Annotated in this window: 24 protein-coding genes and 1 pseudogene; 16 read left to right on the top strand and 9 right to left on the bottom strand. The window is 59.7% G+C overall.

The window, feature by feature from the left end:
* Positions 1–52 precede the first annotated feature (52 nt).
* The 6 genes from RHP74_RS05020 to RHP74_RS04995 all read left to right on the top strand — a co-directional run bounded on the left by RHP74_RS05020 (position 53) and on the right by RHP74_RS04995 (position 3,111).
* Entirely contained in the window at positions 53–622 is a 570-nt protein-coding gene (locus RHP74_RS05020) for an antibiotic biosynthesis monooxygenase (RefSeq protein WP_010463233.1), read from the top strand.
* Positions 623–703: 81 nt separating this feature from the next.
* Entirely contained in the window at positions 704–1,414 is a 711-nt protein-coding gene (gene folM / locus RHP74_RS05015; RefSeq protein WP_010463235.1) for a dihydromonapterin reductase, read from the top strand.
* A gap of 22 nt (positions 1,415–1,436) precedes the next feature.
* Entirely contained in the window at positions 1,437–2,012 is a 576-nt protein-coding gene (gene folE, locus RHP74_RS05010) for a GTP cyclohydrolase I FolE (RefSeq protein WP_010463237.1), read from the top strand.
* Between the two features lie 2 nt (positions 2,013–2,014).
* A complete protein-coding gene (gene folX, locus RHP74_RS05005; protein WP_007970304.1) occupies positions 2,015–2,386 on the top strand; it encodes a dihydroneopterin triphosphate 2'-epimerase in 372 nt (123 codons plus the stop codon).
* 97 nt (positions 2,387–2,483) lie between these two features.
* Positions 2,484–2,780, top strand: coding sequence for a DUF1244 domain-containing protein (locus tag RHP74_RS05000; protein ID WP_008150700.1), 297 nt, complete (start codon positions 2,484–2,486; stop codon positions 2,778–2,780).
* A complete protein-coding gene (locus RHP74_RS04995) occupies positions 2,773–3,111 on the top strand; it encodes a HopJ type III effector protein (RefSeq protein WP_077750181.1) in 339 nt (112 codons plus the stop codon). Before RHP74_RS05000 ends, RHP74_RS04995 begins: the two co-directional genes overlap by 8 nt.
* Before the next feature lie 164 nt (positions 3,112–3,275).
* Here RHP74_RS04995 and RHP74_RS04990 read toward each other — a convergent pair whose 3' ends face one another.
* A complete protein-coding gene (locus tag RHP74_RS04990; protein ID WP_304875483.1) occupies positions 3,276–4,607 on the bottom strand; it encodes an IS110 family transposase in 1,332 nt (443 codons plus the stop codon).
* Between the two features lie 400 nt (positions 4,608–5,007).
* Here RHP74_RS04990 and RHP74_RS04985 point away from each other — a divergent pair, with 400 nt between their 5' ends.
* From RHP74_RS04985 to RHP74_RS04965, 5 genes and pseudogenes are all read left to right on the top strand, one after another.
* The gene (locus tag RHP74_RS04985; protein WP_311098124.1) at positions 5,008–6,258 is read left to right on the top strand and encodes an aspartate aminotransferase family protein; all 1,251 of its coding nucleotides are present in this window, start codon (positions 5,008–5,010) and stop codon (positions 6,256–6,258) included.
* A 128-nt stretch (positions 6,259–6,386) separates the two neighbouring features.
* On the top strand, positions 6,387–7,361 hold the full coding sequence (locus RHP74_RS04980) for an amino acid ABC transporter permease (protein ID WP_010463251.1): 975 nt from the start codon (positions 6,387–6,389) through the stop codon (positions 7,359–7,361).
* Positions 7,362–7,430: 69 nt separating this feature from the next.
* Positions 7,431–8,159, top strand: a complete 729-nt coding sequence (locus RHP74_RS04975) for an amino acid ABC transporter ATP-binding protein (protein WP_010463253.1) — start codon at positions 7,431–7,433, stop codon at positions 8,157–8,159.
* 46 nt (positions 8,160–8,205) lie between these two features.
* Positions 8,206–9,039, top strand: a complete 834-nt coding sequence (locus RHP74_RS04970; protein WP_077747458.1) for a transporter substrate-binding domain-containing protein — start codon at positions 8,206–8,208, stop codon at positions 9,037–9,039.
* 150 nt (positions 9,040–9,189) lie between these two features.
* Positions 9,190–10,472: pseudogene (locus RHP74_RS04965) on the top strand (NAD(P)/FAD-dependent oxidoreductase).
* A 94-nt stretch (positions 10,473–10,566) separates the two neighbouring features.
* Here RHP74_RS04965 and trxB read toward each other — a convergent pair.
* Positions 10,567–11,529 carry a thioredoxin-disulfide reductase gene (trxB, locus tag RHP74_RS04955; RefSeq protein WP_010463259.1) on the bottom strand — a complete coding sequence of 321 codons (963 nt, stop codon included), beginning with the start codon at positions 11,527–11,529 and terminating at the stop codon, positions 10,567–10,569.
* 314 nt (positions 11,530–11,843) lie between these two features.
* Here trxB and cysZ point away from each other — a divergent pair, with 314 nt between their 5' ends.
* Together cysZ and RHP74_RS04945 are read left to right on the top strand one after the other, a co-directional pair.
* The gene (cysZ, locus tag RHP74_RS04950) at positions 11,844–12,596 is read left to right on the top strand and encodes a sulfate transporter CysZ (protein WP_010463261.1); all 753 of its coding nucleotides are present in this window, start codon (positions 11,844–11,846) and stop codon (positions 12,594–12,596) included.
* Between the two features lie 40 nt (positions 12,597–12,636).
* Positions 12,637–13,836, top strand: a complete 1,200-nt coding sequence (locus RHP74_RS04945) for a glycosyltransferase family 1 protein (RefSeq protein ID WP_077747434.1) — start codon at positions 12,637–12,639, stop codon at positions 13,834–13,836.
* 116 nt (positions 13,837–13,952) lie between these two features.
* On the opposite strand, the gene RHP74_RS04940 is transcribed toward RHP74_RS04945, so the two are convergent.
* The 3 genes from RHP74_RS04940 to RHP74_RS04930 all read right to left on the bottom strand — a co-directional run bounded on the left by RHP74_RS04940 (position 13,953) and on the right by RHP74_RS04930 (position 16,335).
* Complete coding sequence (locus RHP74_RS04940; RefSeq protein WP_010463266.1) at positions 13,953–15,056, bottom strand: NADH:flavin oxidoreductase; 1,104 nt, start codon at positions 15,054–15,056, stop codon at positions 13,953–13,955.
* A 187-nt stretch (positions 15,057–15,243) separates the two neighbouring features.
* On the bottom strand, positions 15,244–15,726 hold the full coding sequence (locus tag RHP74_RS04935; RefSeq protein ID WP_010463268.1) for a glutathione peroxidase: 483 nt from the start codon (positions 15,724–15,726) through the stop codon (positions 15,244–15,246).
* Positions 15,727–15,849: 123 nt separating this feature from the next.
* On the bottom strand, positions 15,850–16,335 hold the full coding sequence (locus tag RHP74_RS04930) for a peptidylprolyl isomerase (RefSeq protein ID WP_010463269.1): 486 nt from the start codon (positions 16,333–16,335) through the stop codon (positions 15,850–15,852).
* Here RHP74_RS04930 and RHP74_RS04925 point away from each other — a divergent pair.
* The 3 genes from RHP74_RS04925 to RHP74_RS04915 are packed head-to-tail and all read left to right on the top strand — an operon-like array spanning position 16,304 to position 19,705.
* Positions 16,304–16,642: a DUF3565 domain-containing protein gene (locus tag RHP74_RS04925; RefSeq protein WP_042932938.1), complete on the top strand. Its 339-nt coding sequence runs from the start codon at positions 16,304–16,306 to the stop codon at positions 16,640–16,642. The genes RHP74_RS04930 and RHP74_RS04925 overlap by 32 nt on opposite strands.
* A gap of 60 nt (positions 16,643–16,702) precedes the next feature.
* Positions 16,703–18,802 carry a phosphate acetyltransferase gene (pta, locus tag RHP74_RS04920; RefSeq protein WP_010463273.1) on the top strand — a complete coding sequence of 700 codons (2,100 nt, stop codon included), beginning with the start codon at positions 16,703–16,705 and terminating at the stop codon, positions 18,800–18,802.
* On the top strand, positions 18,803–19,705 hold the full coding sequence (locus tag RHP74_RS04915) for an acyltransferase (protein ID WP_077747431.1): 903 nt from the start codon (positions 18,803–18,805) through the stop codon (positions 19,703–19,705). It abuts the gene before it with no gap.
* 179 nt (positions 19,706–19,884) lie between these two features.
* Here the strand turns inward: RHP74_RS04915 and cysN are convergent, their stop codons facing one another.
* The 4 genes from cysN to RHP74_RS04895 form a co-directional block, all read right to left on the bottom strand.
* Positions 19,885–21,783: a sulfate adenylyltransferase subunit CysN gene (cysN, locus tag RHP74_RS04910; protein WP_010463277.1), complete on the bottom strand. Its 1,899-nt coding sequence runs from the start codon at positions 21,781–21,783 to the stop codon at positions 19,885–19,887.
* 53 nt (positions 21,784–21,836) lie between these two features.
* Positions 21,837–22,178 (bottom strand): four helix bundle protein, encoded by a 342-nt coding sequence (locus RHP74_RS04905; protein ID WP_010463279.1) that lies wholly within the window; start codon positions 22,176–22,178, stop codon positions 21,837–21,839.
* Between the two features lie 104 nt (positions 22,179–22,282).
* Positions 22,283–23,200 carry a sulfate adenylyltransferase subunit CysD gene (gene cysD / locus RHP74_RS04900; RefSeq protein WP_010463281.1) on the bottom strand — a complete coding sequence of 306 codons (918 nt, stop codon included), beginning with the start codon at positions 23,198–23,200 and terminating at the stop codon, positions 22,283–22,285.
* 247 nt (positions 23,201–23,447) lie between these two features.
* Positions 23,448–24,206 (bottom strand): Nif3-like dinuclear metal center hexameric protein, encoded by a 759-nt coding sequence (locus RHP74_RS04895; RefSeq protein WP_145306953.1) that lies wholly within the window; start codon positions 24,204–24,206, stop codon positions 23,448–23,450.
* Positions 24,207–24,296 lie beyond the last annotated feature (90 nt).

Genomic DNA, 24,296 nt, shown 5'->3' with positions numbered 1-24,296 from the left:
GCCTGGCGAAACTCTTACCCGGAGTGACGCATCTGTTATACGGAGATTCACCATGTCTACCTCACCCGTCACGCTGATGGTTGCGCGCCGCGTCGCCGATGGGCGTTATCAGGACCTGATGGCCTGGTTGCGCGAAGGCGAACAACTGGCCACCGACTTCCCCGGTTATCTCGGCTCAGGTGTGCTCGCTCCGCCGCCCGGCGATAACGAATTCCAGATTATTTTCCGCTTTGCCAACGAGCAAACCATGCACGCCTGGGAGCATTCCGCTTCGCGTACCGCATGGCTGGCGCGCGGCAGCGATCTGTTTGCGCACAAGACGGAACATCGCGTGAGTGGCATTGAAGGCTGGTTCGGCGCGGTCGGCCAGCGCCCACCCCGCTGGAAGCAGGCGGTGGCAATCTGGTTGGCATTCTTTCCGGTTTCCCTGCTGTTCAACTTTGTATTGGGGCCGTTGCTCGACGACATGAGCCTGCTGCCCCGCGTGCTCATCAGCACCTTGTGCCTGACGCCGTTGATGGTCTACTTCTTCATTCCGCTATCGACCCGCCTGCTGGCCAGCTGGTTGAACAGCACGCCAGCACGCCCGTTGCCCGCCAAGCCCACTCCCCAAAACCACTGATCCTCCTTGTGGGAGCCCCGCGATAGGTGAATGCCGCTGTGCGCTGGTATAGTTTTGCTCTTACCGCGACGCGAGCCGTTCATGACCTCTTCCGCAGCTCCGATCCTCATCACCGGTGCCGGCCAGCGTGTCGGCCTGCACTGTGCGCAACGTTTGCTCGAAGACGGCCATCCGGTGATCTTCAGTTACCGCAGCGAACGCCCAGGCGTGCAGACATTGCGCGACCTGGGCGCCACCGCGGTATTTGCCGACTTCTCCACTGAAGCGGGGATCCTCGCGTTCATCACCCAACTGAAAACCCACACCGACAGCCTGCGAGCCATTGTCCACAACGCTTCCGAATGGCTGGCCGAAACCCCGGACACCGACGCCGAGGCCTTTACCCGCATGTTCAGCGTGCACATGCTGGCGCCCTACCTGATCAACCTGCACTGTGCCGACTTGCTCGAACGCTCAAGCCCCGCCGACATCGTGCACATCAGCGATGACGTGACCCGCAAGGGCAGCAGCAAACACATTGGCTACTGCGCCAGCAAAGCCGGGCTCGACAGCCTCACCCTGTCCTTCGCCGCGAAATACGCGCCGACAATCAAGGTCAACGGTATCGCGCCAGCCCTGCTAATGTTCAACCCCGACGACAACGCGGCATACCGCGCCAAGGCCCTGGCCAAGTCCGCGCTGGGCATCGAACCCGGCAGCGAAGTGATCTACCAGAGCCTGCGTTATTTGCTCGACAACCCTTATGTCACTGGCACGACCCTGACCGTCAATGGCGGACGGCACCTCAAATAAGCAGCCCCCGCGAGGATGTTCCATGACGTTATCCCTGCACCAGAACGCCCTGTCCGAGAGCTATCGCGAAATTCTCATCGGTCTCGGCGAAAACCCCGACCGCGAAGGACTGCAAGACACCCCGGTTCGCGCAGCCAAAGCCATGCAGTACCTCTGCCACGGCTACGACCAGAGTGTCGAGGAGATCGTCAACGGCGCACTGTTTGCGTCAGACACCGACGAGATGATCATCGTCGCCGACATCGAACTGTATTCGTTGTGCGAACATCACCTGCTGCCCTTCATTGGCAAGGCCCATGTGGCTTATATTCCGACGGGCAAGGTGCTGGGCCTGTCGAAGATCGCGCGGCTGGTGGACATGTTCGCCCGCCGCCTGCAGATACAGGAAAACCTCACCCGACAGATCGCCGATGCGGTGCAACAGGTGACTGACGCGGCCGGTGTCGCGGTGGTCATCGAAGCCAGGCACATGTGCATGATGATGCGCGGCGTCGAGAAACAGAATTCGACCATGAACACCTCGGTGATGCTCGGCGCCTTCCGCGAGTCGAGCACCACCCGCCAGGAGTTCCTGCAATTGATTGGACGGAGCAAGTAGCAATGCCACAACTTCAACCAGGAATGGCACGCATCCGGGTCAAGGACCTGTGCCTGCGGACCTTCATCGGGATCAACGAGGATGAAATCCTCAACAAACAGGATGTACTGATCAACCTGACCATCCTGTATGCCGCTCAGGAAGCGGTGCGTGACAACGACATCGATCACGCGCTGAATTACCGGACCATCACCAAGGCGATCATCGCCCACGTGGAAGGCAATCGCTTCGCCCTGCTCGAACGCCTGACCCAGGAGATCCTCGATCTGGTCATGGCCAACGCGTCGGTGTTGTACGCCGAAGTTGAAGTCGACAAACCCCACGCCCTGCGATTCGCCGAGTCGGTGTCGATTACGCTCGCTGCAAGCCGCTAAGCTTCAAGCTTCAAGCTTCAGGCGTTAAGCTACAAGCCATCGCAACCCATCTTGCAGCTTGAAGCTTACCGCTCGAAGCTGCTTCGCAGAGGCCCCCATGACCGATCAACAACGCCTGGAACTTGAAGCCGCCGCCTTTCGCCGGCTGGTCGCCCACCTGGACAGCCGCAAGGACGTGCAGAACATCGACCTGATGAACCTCTCGGGCTTCTGCCGCAACTGCCTGTCCAAGTGGTACAAGGCCGCCGCCGACGAACGCCAGATCGAGGTCAGCCTCGATGACGCCCGCGAAGTGGTTTACGGCATGCCTTACGCCGAGTGGAAAGCCCAATACCAGCAAGAAGCCAACGCCGAACAACAAGCGGCGTTCGCCAAAGGAAAACCCAATGAGTGATTTGAACACCCTGCGCGCCAGCCTCAAGAGCGGTGAGCATGTTTTCGCCGACACCCTGGCGTTCATCGCCACCGGTTACGACTACCAGCCTCAGGCTTTCAACAACGGCGGCGTGGAAAACGCCGCCGGGCAGAACGAAGGTTCGTGCAAGACCCTGGGCCTGGCGCTGCTGGAAGGCCTGACCGATGAAGAGGCGCTGTTGGCCTTTGGCGAGCATTACCGCTCGGTCGTGGCCACGCCTGAAGGCAACGACCACGGCAACATTCGTGCGTTGATTGCGCAGGGTCTGGCGGGCGTGAAATTCACCCAACAGCCGCTGACTCGCCGTTAATCAAAGTCCGCGAAACGCTTCACGAGCGACACAGAACCTGTGGCGAGGGAGCTTGCTCCCGCTGGACTGCGTAGCGGTCCCTCTTTTTTGGGGCCGCTGCGCGACCCAGCGGGAGCAAGCTCTTATCAAACAAAAAATAACCCATTGTTTTTGCTCTTGAAAAATCATGCTGCTTTGACCAGTTGCATGCCTAGCTTGCGCGCTTTTCGCTCCAGAGCGCGCAGCTGTCGGCTGCGGCTTTTTTCTTCAAACTCTTCAATTCCCTTCTCAACATAGGGCTGCCCCTTGGTCAGCATGGCGTAAATCAGCCGCGCCAATTGGTGTGCGGTGGCTTTGATCGCGCAACGGGTGTCCATCCGCGTCAGGCGGGCGCGGTGGCTGGCGCCGATGAAACTCTTGTCCTGTCGCCCATTGGAAGCCGCTTGCTTAAGCGCTTGAGCTGCTCGATTAATGATTTTCGGTGCTTTCCCTGGAAGCGGTTTACCTCCTGATATCCGCGTAGGCGGTGCCACGCCCAGCCAGGAACAAAAGTGCTGAGAGGTGGGAAAACGTGACAAATCCGGCCCCAATTCACTGGCTAATACCAGCGCCGTATCAATCCCGATGGTGGGAATAGCCGTCAGGTCCACACCCATTACCTTGTTCAATGCCCGGTGCAACGCTTGCTGTTGGTCGGTCGAGCGGTGCGGGCTGCGCAGCGGCTTGCCGGGTGCCACTGGTTCATGCTCAAGAACAGGTAGTCGCTCAAGTGCCTGGGCGATGGCCCGGTCACACTCGGCGATCTGGGTTTCCAGAAAGTCATGGCAGGCCAATTCCTGACTCAGAGCATGCAAGTGCTCGGCTCGCCAGTTGCCATGCAAACTGCGGGCAATGGTCGCCTGATCTGCCTTGATGCGCCCGTCTTTCATCGTTGCGAGTTGTTCAGGGTTACGCTCGCCGCCGACAATAGCCCGCAAAATCTTCAGGCCCGTCACCCCGGTGATATCGCTGATGACTTGGGCCAGCTGGATGTTCATCTGGCTCAAGGCTTTTTGCATGCGATTGATGGACTTGGCTTGATCGCAGACTTTATTGGCTCGCTGACGGACCAGAGAGCGCATTGAGCAGATTTCATCCGAAGGGCGAAACGCACCGCTGAGCAGACCATGGGTCATGAGCTGCCAAATCCACTGGCAGTCGAGCACATCGGACTTGCGACCTGAGGTCTGCCGGGTGGCGCGCGAGTTGACGAGGTAAACCTCGAATCCGCGTGCATCCAGCACTTCGAAAAGGGGGATCCAGTAGACCCCCGTCGCCTCCATGGCCACCACGTTGATGTTCAGTGACTGGAGCCAGTCGGCCAAAGCAATCAAGTCGTCGGTGAAGGTGGAGAATTGACGAACAGGTGAATCACATCGCCCTGAATCCACGGCGACCCAGTGTTCGCGAAGGCCGACATCAATGCCGGCACAGTGATGATGGATAATCTCAAAACGCTTTTGGTTCTTGCGCGCCATGACAATTCCTCGCAGGATTGAACAACGCGCGCGGGGTACACGGTGGCGAACGGATTCACTCTCTTATACGAGGTCATGGCTTACGCCATGCCGTCAGCGACTCCACGCCGATACCGTGCAGGCCACTCTCCCTCTCGGGTGCTGTCACACCAGTGCTGGTTACGGCCTTTGCCCCGCGCGCGTTCTTCAAACTTTACGATGAACCTGTTTGCTGCGCGACAGCGCGGCGTCGAAGACGGCGCGGGGCCTCCCTCGCCACAGGTTACGCTTTGCCTGCCCATCTCCTATTCGCACACATCCCGACTTTTAAGATTGACCCGGCCACTTTATTTCGTTTGCCCCCACCCACTGCTCACGGCTTAGATAAAAAGAAGCATCCCTTCTTCAGAGTCGGTCATCCATGAGCAGCGAAACCATCAGCCAGTCGATCAATGTCGTTCATCCCGTCACGCTCAGCCACGGCAAAAACGCCGAGGTCTGGGACACCGATGGCAAACGCTACATCGACTTCGTCGGCGGCATCGGCGTACTGAACCTCGGCCATTGCCATCCGCGCATCGTCGAGGCCATTCGCGAACAAGCCACGCGGCTGACGCACTACGCGTTCAACGCCGCACCGCATGTGCCCTACATCGAACTGATGGATCGCCTGACGGCGTTCATTCCGGTGGACTACGCTGTCAGTGGCATGCTCACCAACAGCGGCGCAGAAGCGGCGGAAAACGCCCTGAAGATCGTCCGCGGCTCGACCGGTCGCACAGCCGTCATTGCCTTCGACGGTGCCTTCCATGGCCGCACGCTCGCCACCCTCAACCTCAACGGCAAAGTCGCACCGTACAAACAGAAAGTCGGCGCGCTGCCGGGGCCTGTGTATCACCTGCCCTTTCCAAGCAAGGACAACGGCGTGACCTGCGCCGAAGCGCTGAAGGCGATGGATCGACTGTTCAGCGTCGAAATCGACGTCAATGACGTGGCCTGTTTTATCGTCGAACCGGTTCAAGGTGAAGCGGGATTTCTGGCGATGGATGTCGAGTTCGCACAGGCGCTGCGCACGTTCTGCGATGAAAAAAATATTCTGCTGATCGCCGATGAAATCCAGTCCGGCTTCGGCCGCACCGGCGAGCGTTTTGCCTTTTCGCGCCTGGGCATCGAGCCGGACCTGATCCTGCTGGGCAAAAGCATCGCTGGCGGCGTGCCACTGGGCGCGGTAGTCGGGCGCAAGTCGCTGCTCGACACCTTGCCCAAAGGTGGACTGGGCGGCACCTATTCGGGCAACCCCATCGCCTGCGCCGCCGCATTGGCAACGCTGGATGAAATGACGGATGCCAACCTGCAAGCCTGGGGGTCGCAACAGGAAGAAGCGATTGTCAGCCGTTACGAGTCCTGGCGCGCAAGCAAACTTTCACCGTATCTGGGTCGTTTGACCGGCGTCGGTGCGATGCGCGGTATCGAGTTGACCCATGCCGACGGCTCCCCCGCCTCGGCGCAGCTCACACAATTGCTGGCGTTGGCGCGTGACGCGGGTCTGCTGTTGATGCCGAGCGGCAAATCACGGCACATCATTCGGCTACTGGCGCCGTTGACCACCGAGTCGGCGGTGCTGGAGGAAGGGCTGGATATCCTCGAGGCGTGCCTGGCAAGACTGTCCTGACAGCGAAGTGCGTTCCGGGACTGACGTAGCGAATTAAGTTCGCTTGTGGTCCCGGAATCGACGTCGCAATACTGACCAAAGACCCTTTTACCTAGCGAGAACATCACCACCGACAAGCTGAGGCAGACATGTATCACGACAATATAATTTATAAGAAAAAGTCTAACGATCCTCAATTCCTGCTCGGCGTAGCCGTGGTGCTGTTCCTCGGCGCCTACCTGATGAACCTGGGCAACAGCGCCCTCAGTCATTTTCTGCATCCGCTGCTGGGCAATGCCCCGGACAGCCTGACGGCACGCAACGTCGCCATCGGGCTGGGCATTGCCGTACTGGGCACCTTGAACTTCCACGTCCTCGGGCGCCTGAAGTTCAAAGTGCAGACTACGGTGGTGTGGATCGAACTACTGATCCTGTTTCTGGCGTTCTTCGACACCTTCGACCTGTCTTACAGCTTCATCCTCGACAAGATCGGTTTCCTGATCATCCAGGGCGCTGCAACCACCTTGTACATCTCTGCAGTGGCCATCGTCCTGGCCTTTGTGCTGGCGCTGGTCGGCGCAGTGGCCAAGCTGTCGAACAACGGCCTGGCCAATGCCCTCGCCTCGTTCTACACCTCGTTCTTTCGCGGCGTGCCGTTGCTGATTCAGATCTACCTGATTTACCTGGGTCTGCCGCAACTGGGCTACGTGGTCGATGCGGTGCCTGCCGGTATCCTCGCGCTGTCCCTGTGTTACGGCGCCTACATGACCGAGATTTTCCGGGCCGGCATCCAGAGCATTCCGGTCGGCCAGTGGGAAGCCTCGCGGGCGCTGAACATCAGCCCGTTCAAGACCCTGAGCCGGGTCATCATGCCGCAGGCCTTGCGGGTGATCATTCCACCCACCGGCAACCAGTTCATCGCCATGCTCAAGGACAGTTCGCTGGTGTCGGTGATCGGTGTCTGGGAACTGATGTACCTGGCCAAGACCCAGGGGCGCGCAGACTTCCGCCACCTGGAAATGCTGATCACCGCCGCGATGATTTACTGGGCCCTGTCGTTCATTCTGGAACGGGTCCAGGCGCGAATCGAAAAACGGGTCAATCGATCCGTGGCAAGGGGTTGATGCGTGATGACTCGTACCGATACCGCCCAACAACGCGACCTGGCCCCTGCTGCGCAGACCAGTCCCTCGATGATTTCAATCACCGGCCTGAACAAGTGGTACGGCAACTTTCACGCCCTGCGCGACGTCGACCTGAACGTCGCCACTGGCGAAATCCTGGTGGTGTGCGGCCCGTCGGGTTCGGGCAAATCGACAATGATTCGCTGCATCAACCACCTGGAAAATTTCCAGAAGGGCCACATTCAGGTCAACGGCATTACGCTCACCAGCGAAGCGGAAAGTGTCAGCGCCGTGCGCAGCGAAATCGGCATGGTGTTCCAAAGCTTCAACCTGTTCCCGCACTTGAGCGTGATGGACAACCTGACTCTGGCCCCACAACTGGTGCAAGGCGTGTCGGCCACCGAGGCGAAAAAACGCGCACAGGTCTATCTGGAGCGGGTGCGGATTGCCGAGCATGCCCACAAATATCCGTCGCAACTGTCCGGCGGCCAGCAGCAGCGCGTGGCCATTGCCCGGGCGCTGTGCATGAACCCCAAAGTGATGCTGTTCGACGAACCAACCTCGGCGCTGGACCCGGAAATGGTCCACGAGGTGCTGGACGTGATGGGCGAGCTGGCCACCGACGGCATGACGATGATTTGCGTGACCCACGAAATGGGCTTTGCCAGCAAGGTCGCCGACCGAGTGCTGTTCATGGATCAGGGCCAGGTGATCGAACAAGCCACCCCGGCCGAGTTTTTCAAAAACCCGCAGACCGAACGCGCACAGAAATTCCTGTCGCAGATCATCGGGCACTGAGAAGCGCTTTACCCCCGCATAACAATAACGAAAAGTGGAGATGGACATGCTCAGTAAAAAACCCGCAATCACCCTTGCTGCCGCCTTGTCACTGTTGTTCGTCGGCGCCGCGAACGCCGGTGCCGTCCTGGACAAGATCGAAAGCAGCAAGACGTTGACCGTCGCCACCTCGGCGACCTGGCCCCCGCAGGGGTTCATCAACGACAAGAATGAAATCGACGGTTTTGATATCGACGTGTCCAAGGAGATCGCCAAGCGTCTCGGCGTCGAGGCCAAATTCATCACGCCCGACTGGGATGTGATTACCGCCGGCAAGTGGAATGGCCGCTGGGACGTGTCCGTCGGCTCGATGACCGCCACCAAGAGCCGTGCGCGGATTCTCGACTTCCCCGGCACCTACTACTACGTGCCCTACGTGTTTGCGGTGCACAACAAATCCACGGTCACCGACCACAAGGCGTTGAATGGCAAAACCATCGGCGTCGAGGGCGGCACGACGTCCGAGGACTATTTCAGCCAGGCACTGGCCATCGAAACCACTGACGTGCCACCCGTCGTCTACGACGTTAAAACCGAAAAAATGAAGACCTACGCCGGCTCCGTCGGACCGCTGGACGATCTGCGCCTGGGCGACGGTGCTCGACTGGACGCCATCCTCACCCAACGCAGCACGCTGGATGCGGCCGTCAAGAAGGGTTACCCATTACGCGCTGTCGACAACGGCGTGGTGTTCTACGAACCGTTGGCCGTTGCCACCGACAAGGGTGACCCGGAGCTGAAGGCGAAACTGAGTGAAATCATCGGCGCAATGCACAAGGACGGCACGCTGACCAAACTGTCGGACAAGTGGTACGGCGTCGACTACTCGACCATCAAGTAACACCGCCCTCCCCTGAGGGAGCGAGCCTGCTCGCGATGAGGCCATCAAATTCAGCATTAATGTTGAATTTTCGACCGCCATCGCGAGCAGGCTCGCTCCCACGAAGGCCAGCCCTCGCTTGAATGTCCGGCAACTTATCAAGGATCGACCATGTCCTTCCCCAACACCTGGTATTCCCAAACCTCGCTGCCCCGTGCGGCCAGGCCCGAATTGAACACCGACGAAACCTGCGACGTCTGCATCATCGGTGCCGGCATCGCCGGCCTCACCGCCGCCCTCGAACTGATCCGGCGCGGCAAGCGTGTGATCATCCTCGAAGCCCATCAGGTCGCGTGGGGAGCCTCCGGCCGCAATGGCGGCGTGGTCTCGCCGGGCTGGGCCGAAGGGTCTGGCGCGATCCGCAAAAAACTGGGGCTGGAAAACGCCAGAACGCTGTTCCAGATGTCGGTTGAAGGGGTAGAGATTGTCCGCCGCAACATCACCGAACTGGCCCTCACCGGCTGCAATCCGTCCGCCGGCACAATCCGGGTCAAGCGCTACGACGACAGCGCCAGCGTGAAAAACCACATCGACACAATGCGCCGCGACTTCGCTTACGAACTCAACTTCCTCGACACCGCCCAGGTCCGCGAACGGGCGCACACCCAACGTTATTTCCAGGGTGTGGAGGACCCGAACGCCCTGCATTTCCACCCGTTGAATTATTGCCTGGGCCTGGCCCTTGCCATTGAAGCGGCGGGCAGTCGCATTTTCGAACACTCCAAAATGCTCACCTGGCGTCGCGAAGGGAACGACAAGATTGTCCAGACCGCTCACGGCAGCGTGCGCTGTCAGGACCTGGTGTTCTGCGCCGGCGGTTACGGCGGGCCGGAGCTGCAAAAGCTCAGCCGCGCCTACCTGCCGATTGCCACCTACGTGGTGCTGACCGAACACCTGGGCGATTCGATCAAAAGCGTTCTCGAGTCAGGCGCCGCGTTTTCCGATGACCGTCGCGCCTCGGACTATTACCGCATTGTCGAAGGCGATCGCCTGTTGTGGGGCGGACGTATCACGACCCGTCACGAACAGAATGAAAAAGCCCTGGCGGCCATGCTCAAGGCCGACATGGTGTCGGTGTATCCGCAACTGGCGCCGGTCAGGATCGAATTAGCCTGGTCCGGTCTGATGGGTATTCCACCAACAAAATGCCCAACTTGGGGTGGCTGGAACCAGGTGTCTGGGCGTGCACTTCATTTGGCGGTCATGGACTGAATACCGGTTCGATTGGCGGCAGGGTGATTGCTGAAGCGGTGTGCGGGGAAACTGCTCGGCATGAACTGTTCAAGCCGTACTTGCTGGACTGGAACGGTGGGCCGTTCGGTCGCGTTGCCGCCAATGCGATCTATCAATCGCTGAAGGTCATGGACTTCGTCCAGGAACGGTTTCGCGGTTGACCAACACAAGCCTCGCTCCTGCAGGGGTCTGGTGAACGCTTTTGCTGTGGGCACAAAAAAACCGGCCGAAGCCGGTTTTTTCATTTCAACGATTTCAGAACTTGGCGTTCTGCAGATCATCGAGGTAACGCTCGGCATCCAGTGCCGCCATGCAACCGGCGCCGGCCGAGGTGATGGCCTGACGGTAAACGTGGTCAGCCACGTCACCGGCAGCGAAGATGCCTTCGACGCTGGTGGCCGTTGCGTTGCCGTCGCGGCCGCCCTGCACAACCATGTAGCCGTCTTTCAACGTCAGCTGGCCTTCGAACAGCGAAGTGTTCGGGGTGTGGCCGATGGCGATGAACACGCCGTCGACTTTCAGCTCGTCGAAGCTGCCGTCGTTGTTCTTCAGGCGGGCACCGGTGACGCCCATGTTGTCGCCCAGGACTTCGTCCAGGTTCGCGTTCAGCTTCAGGATGATCTTGCCTTCGGCAACGCGGGCATTGAGCTTGTCGATCAGGATCTTCTCGGCGCGGAAAGTTTCGCGACGGTGGACCAGGGTCACGGTGCTGGCGATGTTGGCCAGGTACAGCGCTTCTTCAACAGCGGTGTTGCCGCCGCCGACCACAGCCACTGGCTTGTTGCGGTAGAAGAAACCGTCGCAAGTTGCGCAGGCCGATACGCCTTTGCCCATGAACGCTTCTTCCGAAGGCAGGCCGAGGTAACGGGCGCTGGCGCCGGTGGCGATGATCAGGGCGTCGCAAGTGTAAGTCGCGCTGTCGCCGATCAGGGTGTACGGCTTGGCAGCGAAGTCCACGGCATTGATGTGATCGAAAACGATCTCGGTTTCAAAACGCTCGGCGTGCTCTTTCATGCGGTCCATCAGCGCCGGGCCGGTCAGGCCGTGGACGTCGCCCGGCCAGTTGTCGACTTCGGTGGTGGTGGTCAGTTGACCGCCGGCCTGCATGCCGGTGATCAGCAGTGGCTTGAGATTGGCACGGGCGGCATAGACCGCGGCACTGTAACCGGCAGGGCCGGAACCGAGAATAATCACTCGCGAATGACGGACTTCAGACATGACCTGCTCCTGTTGACCGGCCCGGAACACCTGGCGCGGAACGCCGGGTTGCCGGCGGGAATAAAAAAGGACCGTTGAAAGCCTTGGGGAAGGCTCGGGTTCGACAGTCCTGTAAAAAGAATGGGTGCAGCGTATCGAGGGGGCGAAGATTAAGGAAATACGGTTTAACAATCCAGCTCATAGGCGGTCTCTATCCGGTCACGATGGATTTATAGGCGCCTTTGTTACAGTTAATGTCGATGTCGCTGCCGCGCTTTCGCCTGTCAGGCAAAGCCGGTAAGGTCGGCGCGTTTACCCTTTGCTCGGAGCACGTTATGCCCGCCCCCGTTCTGTCCGGCCCGCAATACCTGCGCGAAGGCCTCAAGCTGGTCTTGAGCCCCAGCCTGCGTTTGTTCGTATTGTTGCCCTTGGTGATCAACCTCGTGCTGTTCGTCGGATTGATCTACCTGGCCAGCCATCAATTCAGCCTGTGGGTCGATACGCTGATGCCGTCCCTGCCCGACTGGCTGAGTTTTCTCAGTTACGTCCTCTGGCCGATTTTTGTCGTGCTGGTGGTTCTGATGGTGTTTTTCACCTTCACCATGCTCGCCAACGTCATCGCCGCGCCGTTCAACGGCTTCCTGGCGGAGAAGGTCGAAGTGGTGGTGCGTGGCACCGATGACTTCCCGGCGTTCAGTTGGGGTGAACTGGTCGCCATGATCCCGCGCACTCTGTCCCGGGAAATGCGCAAACTCGGCTACTTCCTGCCGCGGGCAATCGGGTTGTTCATTCTCTCGTTCATCCCCGTGGTCAACATCATCGCCGCGCCGCTGTGGCTGCTGTTCGGGGTGTGGATGATGGCGATCCAGTACATCGACTACCCGGCGGACAACCACAAACTGGGCTGGAACGAAATGCTCGCCTGGCTGCGCGAGAAGCGCTGGCAGAGCATGAGTTTTGGCGGGATCGTGTACCTGGTGTTGCTGATTCCGGTGGTCAACATCCTGATGATGCCGGCGGCTGTGGCCGGTGCGACGCTGTTCTGGGTGCGTGAGCGCGGCGCAGAGAATCTGGTGACCCAACGCTGACACCGTCACAAATCCATCATCGAAACGCCACAATGACGACATGCCCCCAGCCGACACTGGGGTCATGACGACAGCTCTGCATATCACCCTCATCACCGAAACCTTCCCACCGGAAATCAACGGCGTGGCCAATACCCTCGGCCGCTTGTGCGATGGCTTGCGCGCGCGCGGGCATCAGGTCGAACTGGTGCGGCCGCGTCAGGGCTGCGATCTTCTGGCGGCCAGCAGCGATGAGCTGTTGCTGTGTCGCGGCTGGCCATTGCCGGGCTATCCGGGTTTGCAATGGGGTCAGTCGTCGATGCACAAGCTGCTGCGGCGCTGGAAACGTCATCGTCCGGACGTGCTCTACATCGCCACGGAAGGGCCGCTGGGATTGTCGGCGTTGCGAGCGGCGCGGCGTTTGGGGATTTCAGTGGTCAGCGGCTTTCACACCAATTTCCAGCAGTACTCCAATCAATACGGGCTCGGCTTGCTGTCGCGCTTGCTGACTCATTACCTGCGCTGGTTTCACAACCGTTCGACGTTGACTCTGGTGCCCAGCATCAGCCAGCGACTGGAACTGGAACGGCGCCATTTCGAACGTCTGGCGTTGTTGTCCCGAGGGGTCGACAGCCAATTGTTTCATCCGGTCAAACGCCTGCAATCTTTACGCGAACAGTGGGGGCTCGCCGAGAAAGACATCGCGGTCATCCACGTCGGACGCCTGGCGCAGGAGAAAAACCTCGGCTTGCTCAAGCGCTGTTTTGACGGCCTGAAGGCCACTTATCCACAGCGCAAACTGAAATTGATCGTGGTCGGCGACGGGCCGCAGCGAGGTTTTTTGGAGAAGGAGCTGCCTGACGCGATTTTCTGCGGCTCACAACGAGGCGAAGCGTTGGCCAGTCACTATGCGTCAGCGGACGTATTTCTGTTTCCGAGCCTGACCGAAACCTTCGGCAATGTGGTGCTTGAAGCGCTGGCCTCGGGATTGGGCGTGGTGGCCTACGATCAGGCGGCCGCCGCTCAACATATCCGTCATGGCTATAACGGCGTGTTGGCGATGCCGGGCGACGAAGAGGCGTTCTGCGATGCTGCGACGTGGTTGCTGGAGGAGCGCGAAACCTTGCGTTGCGTGCGGCTCAATGCGCGCCAGCATGCGAGTCGTCAGGGCTGGGCGGCGATTATCGAGCAGTTCGAGGGGCAGTTGCGGGGAGCTTGTGTGGGGGAGTTGGCGGTGCCTGAGGCACAGACCTTATCCTGACTGGTGGGTGACATTGAATCCGTCTTCGCGAGCAGGCTCGCTCCCACAAAGGTTCTGCGTCATGCACAAAACCTGTGGGAGCGAGCCGCTCGCGAAGAGGCCCTTCCAGTCGCTGCTTAAACCAGGGTCATCAACGCCTCACGGCTGAACGGCAGGATGTCTTCCTCACGACCATCACGCACTTTCTGCGCCCAGTCCGGGTCGACCAGCAGCGCACGCCCTACCGCCACCAGATCGAACTCGTCGTTGTTCAAGCGCTCCAGCAGTTTTTCCAGGCTGGCCGGCTGCGCGATCTTGTCAGTGTTGACCATGAACTGCAGGAACTCGCCATCCAGGCCAACGCTGCCCACTGTGATGGTCGGCTTGCCTGTGAGCTTGCGGGTCCAGCCGGCCAGGTTCAGCTCGGAACCGTCGAACTCCGGCTCCCAGAACCGACGCGTCGAGCAGTGGAAAATGTCCACGCCGGCGTCGGACAGCGGCTTGAGGAATTCCCCCAGCGCCTCCGGTGTTTGCACCAGGCGCGCGGTGTAATCCTGCTGCTTCCACTGCGAGAAACGGAAGATGATCGGGAAGCCTTCGCCGACGGCTGCACGCACAGCCTGAATCAATTCGATGGCAAAACGCGAACGGTTGGCCAGGCTGCCGCCGTATTCGTCGGTGCGCTGGTTGCTGCCTTCCCAGAAAAACTGGTCCACGAGGTAACCGTGGGCGCCGTGGATTTCCACGCCGTCCATGCCAATGCTTTGGGCGTCTTTAGCGGCTTGGGCGAACGCGGCGATCACGTCCTGGATATCTTGTTTAGTCATGCCGTGAACCACGACCTGACCGTCCTTCAATTTCTCCGACGGACCGTAACCCGGCACGCTGGCATCCGGCTCCGTGCCGATGCGGCGCACGCTGCCCACATGCCATAACTGCGGAACGATCTTGCCGCCCTCGGCGTGGACTGCGTCGACCACTTTCTTCCAGCCGGCCAGCGCGGCCTCACCGTAGAAATGCGGCACGTTCGGGTAGCCGTTGGAGGCCTTGTGCCCGACGGTGGTGCCTTCGGTGATGATCAGGCCGACGCCGGCAGCGGCGCGACGACGGTAGTACTCGATCACTTTGGAATTGGGTACGCCGCCCGGGGAGAAGGAGCGGGTCATCGGTGCCATGACGACGCGGGTCGGCAGTTCGAGGCTGCCGAGGTGGAACGGTTTGAACAGGGCTTTGACGGGCATGGGACGCTCCACGGGGTAAATGACTTTATGACGGCGATAATATGGAGAGTCGCAAACCTTGAACAGCACTATTGATTTGGGTGATTAAGATCCAAAAGCAAAAGATCGCAGCCTCCGACAGCTCCTACAGGGGAAGGTGAACACCCGTAAGGCTGCCGAAGACTGCGATCTTTTGATGTTTCTTTATTTAGCTCAGCGCTTTTTCAATCGCATGGATGACCGTCGGATCATCCGGCGCTGTGCGCGGCGAGAACCGCGCCAGCACACGTCCGTCCTTGCCCAGCAGGAATTTTTCGAAGTTCCAGGTGATGTCCCCCGGAAACTCCGCACCCTCGCCCGCGAGCAGACGGTACAGCTGATGACGATCGTGACCGTTGACTTCCAGCTTGCTGGACAAAGGAAAGGTCACGCCATAGTTGAGGCTGCAGAATTCCTGGATCTCTTGCTCGGTACCCGGTTCCTGCCCGGCAAACTGGTTGCACGGCAGGCCCAGCACGCTGAAGCCTTTGTCCTTGTATTGCTGGTAGAGGTTTTCCAGCGCCGCGTATTGTGGGGTCAAGCCACATTTGGAAGCGACGTTGACCACAAGCACGACGTGCCCCTTGAGGGGTGCCAGCGGTAGCTCCTGTCCATCCAGGGCTGTCAATTTAAGGTCGTGAAAAGCACTCATGACGAACTCCAGATTCCCGTGTTCTACTCGAAACAGCCACTTGGCGATGTCGCCAGGGACAGCCGCGGACTAAAAAGGCGCCCCTCGGGCGCCTCTCCAGTTCTCTGAGCTTAGCGCAGAAAATCAGTGGTGATGGCCACCTTCGCCATGGACGTGACCATGAGCGACTTCTTCCTGGCTGGCGTCACGGATGGCGATGATCTTGACCTGGAAATTCAGGCGCTGACCGGCCAACGGGTGGTTGCCGTCGACGGTGACATCGTCGCCGTCCAGATCGCGGATGGTAACGATCTGCATCTGGCCGTCCGGCGCGGAAGCGTGGAACTGCATGCCCACTTCCAGTTCGTCGACGCCTTCGAACATGCTGCGGCTCAGGGTGCTGACCAGTTCGGCAGCATATTCGCCGTAGGCATCTTCAGGTTCAACGGCTACGGTCAGCTCGTCGCCGACTGCTTTGCCTTCCAGTGCCTTTTCCAGGCCCGGGATGATGTTACCTGCGCCTTGCAGGTAGACCAGCGGTGCGCCGCCGGCGGAGCTGTCGATGACCTCACCAGCGTCGTTGGTCAGGGTATAGTCGATGGAGACAGCCTTATTGGCGGCGATCAGCATGGGGCGAGACCTTTTGCATAAGAATGAAGAATGGCCAAGTTTAGCGAAGCAATCGCCCGAAAGCGAACACAACCCGGACAGACGGATGACGGCGAAAGGCTCGACGGTCACTGGCTTCCATCAAGATGAGGACGGGCACTGGGTGGCCGAGCTTTCCTGCGGTCACACCCAGCACCTGCGCCACCAGCCGCCGTGGCAATCTCGCGCCTGGGTCCTGGACCCCGCGCAACGTATTGAAAAAATAGGCCAGCCCTTTGATTGCGGTTGGTGCGCACAGGCCTCGGTTAGCGATAACCTTGGCGACTGAATTTCGGTAGATCGTCAGCTATAGATGATCGCCATTGCCATGCACCCTTAGAGAATCCGCATGCAAACTTTTTTTATCGCACCCACCGATTTTGGTGTGGGACTGACCTCCATCAGCCTCGGGCTGGTGCGCACCCTTGAGCGCGCCGGCCTCAAAGTCGGCTTTTTCAAACCGATCGCCCAGCCGCATCCGGGTGACACCGGCCCGGAACGCTCCACCGAACTGGTAGCGCGCACCCACGGCTTGAAACCGCCGCAGCCACTCGGTCTGGCTCACGTCGAGCGTATGCTTGGCGACGGTCAGCTGGATGAGCTGCTCGAAGAAATCATCACCCTTTATCAGCAAGCGGCCGTCGGCAAGGACGTGCTGATCGTCGAAGGCATGGTCCCGACCCGCAGCGCCAGTTACGCCGCGCGGGTGAATCTGCACTTGGCAAAAAGCCTCGACGCCGAAGTGATCCTGGTCTCGGCACCGGAAAACGAAGTGCTGACCGAACTGTCTGGCCGCGTGGAATTGCAGGCGCAATTGTTCGGAGGCCCCAAAGATCCGAAAGTCCTCGGCGTGATCCTCAACAAGGTCAAGACCGACGAAAGCATGGAGGCGTTCGCTTCGCGCTTGAAGGAACATTCGCCGTTGCTGCGCAGCGGTGATTTTCGCCTGCTCGGCTGCATTCCTTTCCAGCCGGAATTGAACGCGCCGCGCACCCGCGACGTCGCCGACCTGATGGGCGCGCAGATTCTCAATGCCGGCGATTATGAAACCCGGCGCATGACCAAAATCATCATCTGCGCCCGCACCATGCGCAACACTGTGGAGCTGCTCAAGCCCGGCGTGCTGGTGGTGACCCCCGGCGATCGCGACGACATCATCCTCGCCGTCAGCCTCGCCGCCATGAATGGCGTGCCGCTGGCCGGCCTGTTGCTGACCAGCGACACCCTGCCCGATCCGCGCATCATGGACCTGTGCCGTGGCGCATTGCAGGCGGGCTTGCCGGTGTTGTCGGTGAGCACCGGCTCCTACGACACCGCCAACCAGTTGAACGGTCTGAACAAGGAAATCCCGATCGACGACCGCGAGCGTGCGGAGATCATCACCGACTTCGTTGCCAGTCATCTGGATGCCAACTGGCTGCACCAGCGTTGCGGCACTCCGCGTGAAATGCGCCTGTCGCCCGCGGTGTTCCGTTATCAACTGATCCAGCGTGCTCAGGCCGCCAACAAGCGCATCGTCCTGCCCGAAGGCAGCGAGCCGCTGACCGTGCAAGCGGCGGCGATCTGTCAGGCGCGCGGCATTGCCCGCTGCGTGTTGCTGGCGAAACCGGAAGACGTCGAAGCCGTGGCCCGCGCCCAGGGCATCGAGCTGCCGCCGGGTCTGGAGATTCTCGACCCGGACCTGATTCGCGAGCGCTACGTCGAACCGATGGTTGCGCTGCGCAAAAGCAAAAGCCTCAACGCACCGATGGCCGAGCAACAACTGGAAGACACCGTGGTGATCGGCACCATGATGCTGGCGCTGGATGAAGTCGACGGTCTTGTCTCCGGGGTCATCCACTCCACCGCCAACACCATCCGCCCGGCCCTGCAGCTGATCAAGACGGCGCCGGGCTGCACGTTGGTGTCGTCGGTGTTCTTCATGCTGTTTCCCGAAGAAGTGCTGGTCTACGGCGACTGCGTGATGAACCCGCACCCGAGCGCCAGCGAACTGGCCGAGATCGCCCTGCAAAGCGCCGACTCGGCAGCCGCATTCGGCATCACCCCGCGCGTGGCGATGATCAGCTACTCCAGCGGTGAATCGGCCAGCGGAGAAGAAGTCGAAAAGGTTCGCGAAGCGACGCTGCTCGCCCACGAACAACAGAATTCGCTGCTGATCGACGGCCCGTTGCAATACGACGCCGCCGCCAACGAAACCGTGGCCCGGCAACTGGCGCCGAACAGTCAGGTCGCCGGGCGCGCCACGGTGTTCGTGTTCCCCGACCTGAACACAGGCAACACCACGCACAAAGCTGTGCAGCGCAGTGCCGATTGCGTCAGCCTCGGGCCGATGCTGCAAGGCCTGCGCAAACCCGTGAACGACCTGCCGCGCGGCGCGCAAGTCGATGACATCGTGTACACCATCGCGCTGACCGCGATTCAAGCTGCCAACCGACCTTTGGATCTTTAAATGCTGGCTTTTCTACCTGCCGCCGTGCGCGGCGTGATTGCATCGTTGTTGCTGGCGTTAAATACCATTCTGCTGTGCTCGTTTCTGTTCTGCGTAGCGATCATCAAGGTGTTGCCCTTTGCCCTCACCCAGCGTTTCTCGCTCTGGTTGATGAGCCACACCCATGAAGCCTGGATCAGCAACAACAAGGCCTGGATGAACCTGGTCTGCCGCACCCGCTGGCACCTCAGTGGCCTGCAAGGGCTGGACTATAAGCACTCGTACCTGATCACCAGCAACCACCAGAGCTGGGTGGACATCATGGTGTTGCAGTACGTGCTCAACCGGCGCATCCAGCCGCTGAAATTCTTCCTCAAACAGGAACTGATCTGGGTGCCGGTGATTGGCCTGGCCTGGTGGGCGCTCGGTTTTCCGTTCATGAAGCGCTATTCCAAGGCCTACCTGGAAAAGCACCCGGAGAAGAAAGGCAAAGACCTGGAAACCACCCGCAAGACCTGCGACAAGTTTCGCCATAACCCGGTGGGGATTTTCAATTTCGTCGAAGGCACCCGGTTCACTGAAGGCAAGCATGCACAGCAGAAATCACCGTTCAAGTACCTGCTCAAGCCCAAGGCTGGCGGCATTGCGTTTGTGCTGGATGCGATGGGTGAACAGCTTGAGTCGATCGTCAACGTGACCATTCACTACCCGGCCGGGCGTCCCGGTTACTGGGATCTGCTGTGCGGGAATGTGAAGGATGTGGTGGTGCACTTTCAGGAACTGAAGATTCCGCCGCAGTTCATTGGCAAGAACTACGACCAGGATGGGGAGTATCGCTTGCAGTTTCAGGGCTGGATCAATCAGTTGTGGGAAGACAAGGATGCGTTGCTTGGGCAGATGCATCGGGAGTATCCGGCGAAGTAATCAGGCGCCTGTGCCGGCCTCTTCGCGGGCAAGCCTCGCTCCTACGGATTTGGGGTGATCGCAACCTATGACGCGACACAAACCCGTAGGAGCGAGGCTTGCCGCGAAGGCGTCCGAACAGAAACAAAAAAACCCGCCGATGATCACTCATTGGCGGGTTTTTTATTAACGGCTAACGCTTAGATCGCGCCACGCTTACGCAGCAGATCCAGCACTTGCTTGACGCTTTCTTCCAGCGACAGCGACTGGGTGTCGACGATGAGGTCGGCGTCCAGCGGCACGTCATACGGGAAGGAATCGCCCGGGATGTTATCCCCCGCCGCCGCGTACAAGCCTTGCGGATCACGCTCGGCGCAGACCGTCGGCGAGGCCTGGACGTAGACCGTCAGCAGACGCTCCTTGCCGATCAGTTCCCGAGCCTGCTCACGACCTTCAGCACTCGGCGCCACGAAGGCCGCCAGGGTCAACAGACCGGCTTCGTTGAACTGACGCGCAACGTGCGCGGCACGACGCCAGTTTTCGGTACGCCCGGCGCGATCCTGTGGCAGACCTTTGTTCAGGTCGTGACGCAGGTTCTGACCATCAAGGACAAACACCGCACGGCCCAAGTCGAACAGTTTGCGTTCAACCGCGTAAGCCAAGGTGCTTTTGCCCGCGCCCGACAAGCCGCTGAACAACACGGTGGCCGGTTGCTGACCGAAACGCTGGGCGCGTTCTTCGGTGGCCACGTGCGCCAGTTTGCCGTGGTGCGTGCTGCTGCCATGCGCCAACGGCTGGGCGATGATCATGCCGGCGGCCACGGTGCCGTTGGTCAACCGATCGATGACGATGAACGAACCGGTGGTGCGGTTGCTGGCGTAACCGTCCAGTGCGATGGCTGCGTCGAGGCTGACCTTGACCCGACCGATCTCGTTCAGGTTCAACGAGCTGGCAGGACCTTCTTCCAGGGTGTTCACGTCAACACGATTGACGATGCTGGTGATCGAACCCGGCACGTAACTCGTGGCGCGCTTGATGTCGTATTTCTTGCCCGGCAGCATCGGCTCTTCGGCCATCCACACCAGCATGGCGTCGAAAGCATCGGTCACTTGCGGCTGGTTGTCGGCGTGCACCAGCAAGTCGCCGCGAGAGATGTCGATCTCGTCTTCCATGGTCAGCGTCACCGCTTGACCAGGACCTGCGTGTTCCAGCTCACCTTCGAAAGTGACGATGGATTTCACGCGGCTGCTCTTACCCGACGGCAGCACAACGACTTCGTCGCCCTTGTGCACGACGCCGCTGGCCAGAGTGCCGGCGAAACCACGGAAGTTCAGGTTCGGACGGTTGACGTACTGCACCGGGAAACGCAGGTCGGTGTAGTTGCGGTCGTTGGCGATCTCGACGGTCTCGAGAATCTCCATCAGCGACTGGCCGGTGTACCACGGCGAGCGCTCGGACTTGTTCACCACGTTGTCGCCTTTCAATGCCGACATCGGCACGAAGGCCATGGTGGTCGGCTTGAACGCGATGCCTTCGGCGAACTTCAGGTAATCGGCCTTGATCGACTCGAACACGGTTTCGTCGAAGCCGTTGAGGTCCATCTTGTTGATGGCGACCACGATGTGCTTGATGCCGAGCAACGAGGCGATGAAGCTGTGGCGGCGGGTCTGGGTCTGCACGCCGTAGCGGGCGTCGACCAGGATGATCGCCAGGTCACAGGTGGACGCACCGGTGGCCATGTTGCGGGTGTACTGCTCATGGCCGGGGGTGTCGGCGATGATGAATTTACGCTTGGCGGTAGAGAAATAGCGGTAGGCGACATCGATGGTGATGCCCTGCTCACGCTCGGCCTGCAGGCCGTCGACCAGCAACGCCAGGTCGATGTCTTCGCCGGTGGTGCCGACTTTTTTCGAGTCGCGGGTGATGGCTTCCAGGTGATCTTCGTAGATCATCTTGGAGTCGTGCAGCAGGCGCCCGATCAGGGTGCTCTTGCCGTCGTCGACGTTGCCACAGGTCAGAAAGCGCAGCATTTCCTTGCGTTCGTGCTGGCCCAGGTAGGCGAGGATGTCCTCGCTGATCAAATCAGATGCGTGACTCATTGCATTCGAGCTCCAAGCTGTAAGCTTCAAGCGGCAAGCTTGTCGGCGTACAGCTACTCAGAAATTTTGTTGATCAAGCCGCATAGCATTCTTGAAAGCTCGCGGGTTTCTTTAATCCAATCGTCAGCCAGAGGATCAGTAATGTAGGCAATATCACGGCCGATGAGGATCTGAGTGCGCAACTCACCACACGAGGCTTTTGCCACCCAAAGAAAATGTACTTTTTCCTTGGCACCACAACGCTCCATCCCTTCAGCAATATTGGAAGGCACCGATAGTGCGGAGCGGGTAATTTGATCCTTGAAGCCAAAATCCCCACATCTCGCAAACTCCCTGTAGATCCTTACCGCCAAACACTTACTTCTCTGCCAGACAATCAGCTTCTCGAAATCCATTGCGAGTCATCCGATAACGGCTCGCAGCAACCGGCCACAAGCACCAAACTACGAAATTACGCATACCGCCCTTAACTTGCAGCTTGCCGCTTGTAACTCGAAGCTTAAAAGTACCCCTGACGTTTCTTTTCTTCCATCGAGCCTGCGCCATCGTGATCGATGACCCGGCCCTGGCGTTCGGAAGTTCGCGTCAGGAGCATTTCCTGAATGATGTCGGTCAGGCTGGTGGCCTCGGACTCGACCGCACCGGTCAGCGGGTAGTCACCCAGCGTGCGGAAACGGACTTTCTTCTTGACGATGCGCGCCTTGTCTTCGTCGCTCAGGTGATTGAGCAGGCGTTCGTCGTCGATCATGATCCAGGTGCCATTCATCTCGATGACGTCGCGTTCAGCGGCGAAATACAGCGGCACGATCGGGATGCCTTCGAGGTAGATGTACTGCCAGATGTCCAGTTCGGTCCAGTTCGACAACGGGAACACACGAATGGATTCGCCCTTGTTGACGTTGCCGTTGTAGACGTTCCACAGTTCCGGGCGCTGGTTTTTCGGGTCCCAGCGGTGCTTGGTGTCACGGAAGGAGTACACGCGCTCTTTGGCACGGGACTTCTCTTCGTCGCGGCGAGCGCCACCGAAAGCGGCGTCGAAGCCGTACTTGTCGAGAGCTTGTTTCAAGCCTTCGGTTTTCATGATGTCGGTGTGCTTGGCACTGCCGTGGGTCAGCGGGTTGATGCCCTGCGCGACGCCATCGGGATTCACGTGTACCAGCAGGTCAAGGCCGAGTTCTTCGACCATGCGGTCGCGGAACGCGTACATCTCCTTGAACTTCCACCGAGTGTCGACGTGCATCACCGGGAACGGCAGTTTGCCCGGGAAGAATGCCTTGCGCGCAAGGTGCAGCATCACGGCGGAGTCTTTACCGACGGAGTACAGCATCACCGGGTTATCGAACTCGGCGGCGACCTCGCGGATGATGTGGATGCTTTCGGCCTCCAGCTGTTTCAGATGCGTCAGTTTGTCGACCATGGCTACTCACGAAAACGATCTTATGGACGGCCAGCGGGCCGTGTTCGAGCGAGGAATCCTAGCACAGCGTCCTCTTCTAATCAGGACGCGAGCTAGATCGAAAGGGTATATGAATATACCCCCTCGTTTGGGCACCAAAGACCCAGTGGTAGCGAGCTTGCTCGCGATTGCGGTGTATCTGTCACATCAATGTCGCATGTGATGCAGCGATCGCCAGCAGACTCCCACATTTGATTTTTGGTGGTAATCAGATCGGATTCGGACAATCGATGAAGATGTGCTCAAGGGCAAACCGCCGGGCCAGGTAATCACCCAGCGCCTGCACGCCATAGCGCTCGGTGGCGTGATGGCCGGCGGCGATGAAGCTGATGTCGTTTTCCCGGGCGCTGTGGAAGGTCTGCTCGGACGCCTCACCGCTGATGTACAAGTCGACGCCAGCCAGCACGGCCTGATCGATGTAACCCTGGCCGCCACCGGTGCACCAGCCGACCCGGCGGATCATATCGCTGCCTTCGACCAGCAACGGCTCGCGGCCCATGACTTCCTGCACTCGGCGAGCGAAATCACGGGGCGTCATCGGTTCGCTCAACGAGCCAACGAGGCCGACAACCTTGAGATTGTCCGGATCCAGCGGGCCTTCGACCGTGATGTCGAGCTGACGCGCCAGCTGCACGTTGTTACCGACGTCCGGGTGCAGGTCCAGCGGCAAGTGATAGGACAGCAGGCTGATGTCGTGCTTGAGCAGGGTTTTCAACCTACGCTGCTTCATACCGGTGATGCACGGATTCTCGCCTTTCCAGAAATAGCCGTGATGCACCAGCACCAGATCGGCCTGAGCTTCGACCGCGGCATCCAGCAGCGCCTGGCTTGCCGTGACGCCGCTTACGATGCGCATCACCTGCGGCCGACCTTCGACCTGCAAGCCGTTGGGGCAGTAATCGGCAATCCTGGCACTGTTTAGGTAACGATCGGCTTCTTCGACCAGGGTGCTCAAGGCGACGGCCATAAAAGACTCCTAAATACCCCGTTCAGAGGCGAGCTGCGCCTCGTATAATGCGCGACATTATGGGCGGTCTCATGCCGCCTGCAACCTCTC

Origin of the sequence: Pseudomonas sp. SG20052 (genome assembly GCF_031766055.1) — a bacterium.
In the GTDB taxonomy this organism is placed as follows: domain Bacteria; phylum Pseudomonadota; class Gammaproteobacteria; order Pseudomonadales; family Pseudomonadaceae; genus Aquipseudomonas; species Aquipseudomonas mandelii.
This window is presented reverse-complemented; position numbering and strand designations above follow the sequence as displayed.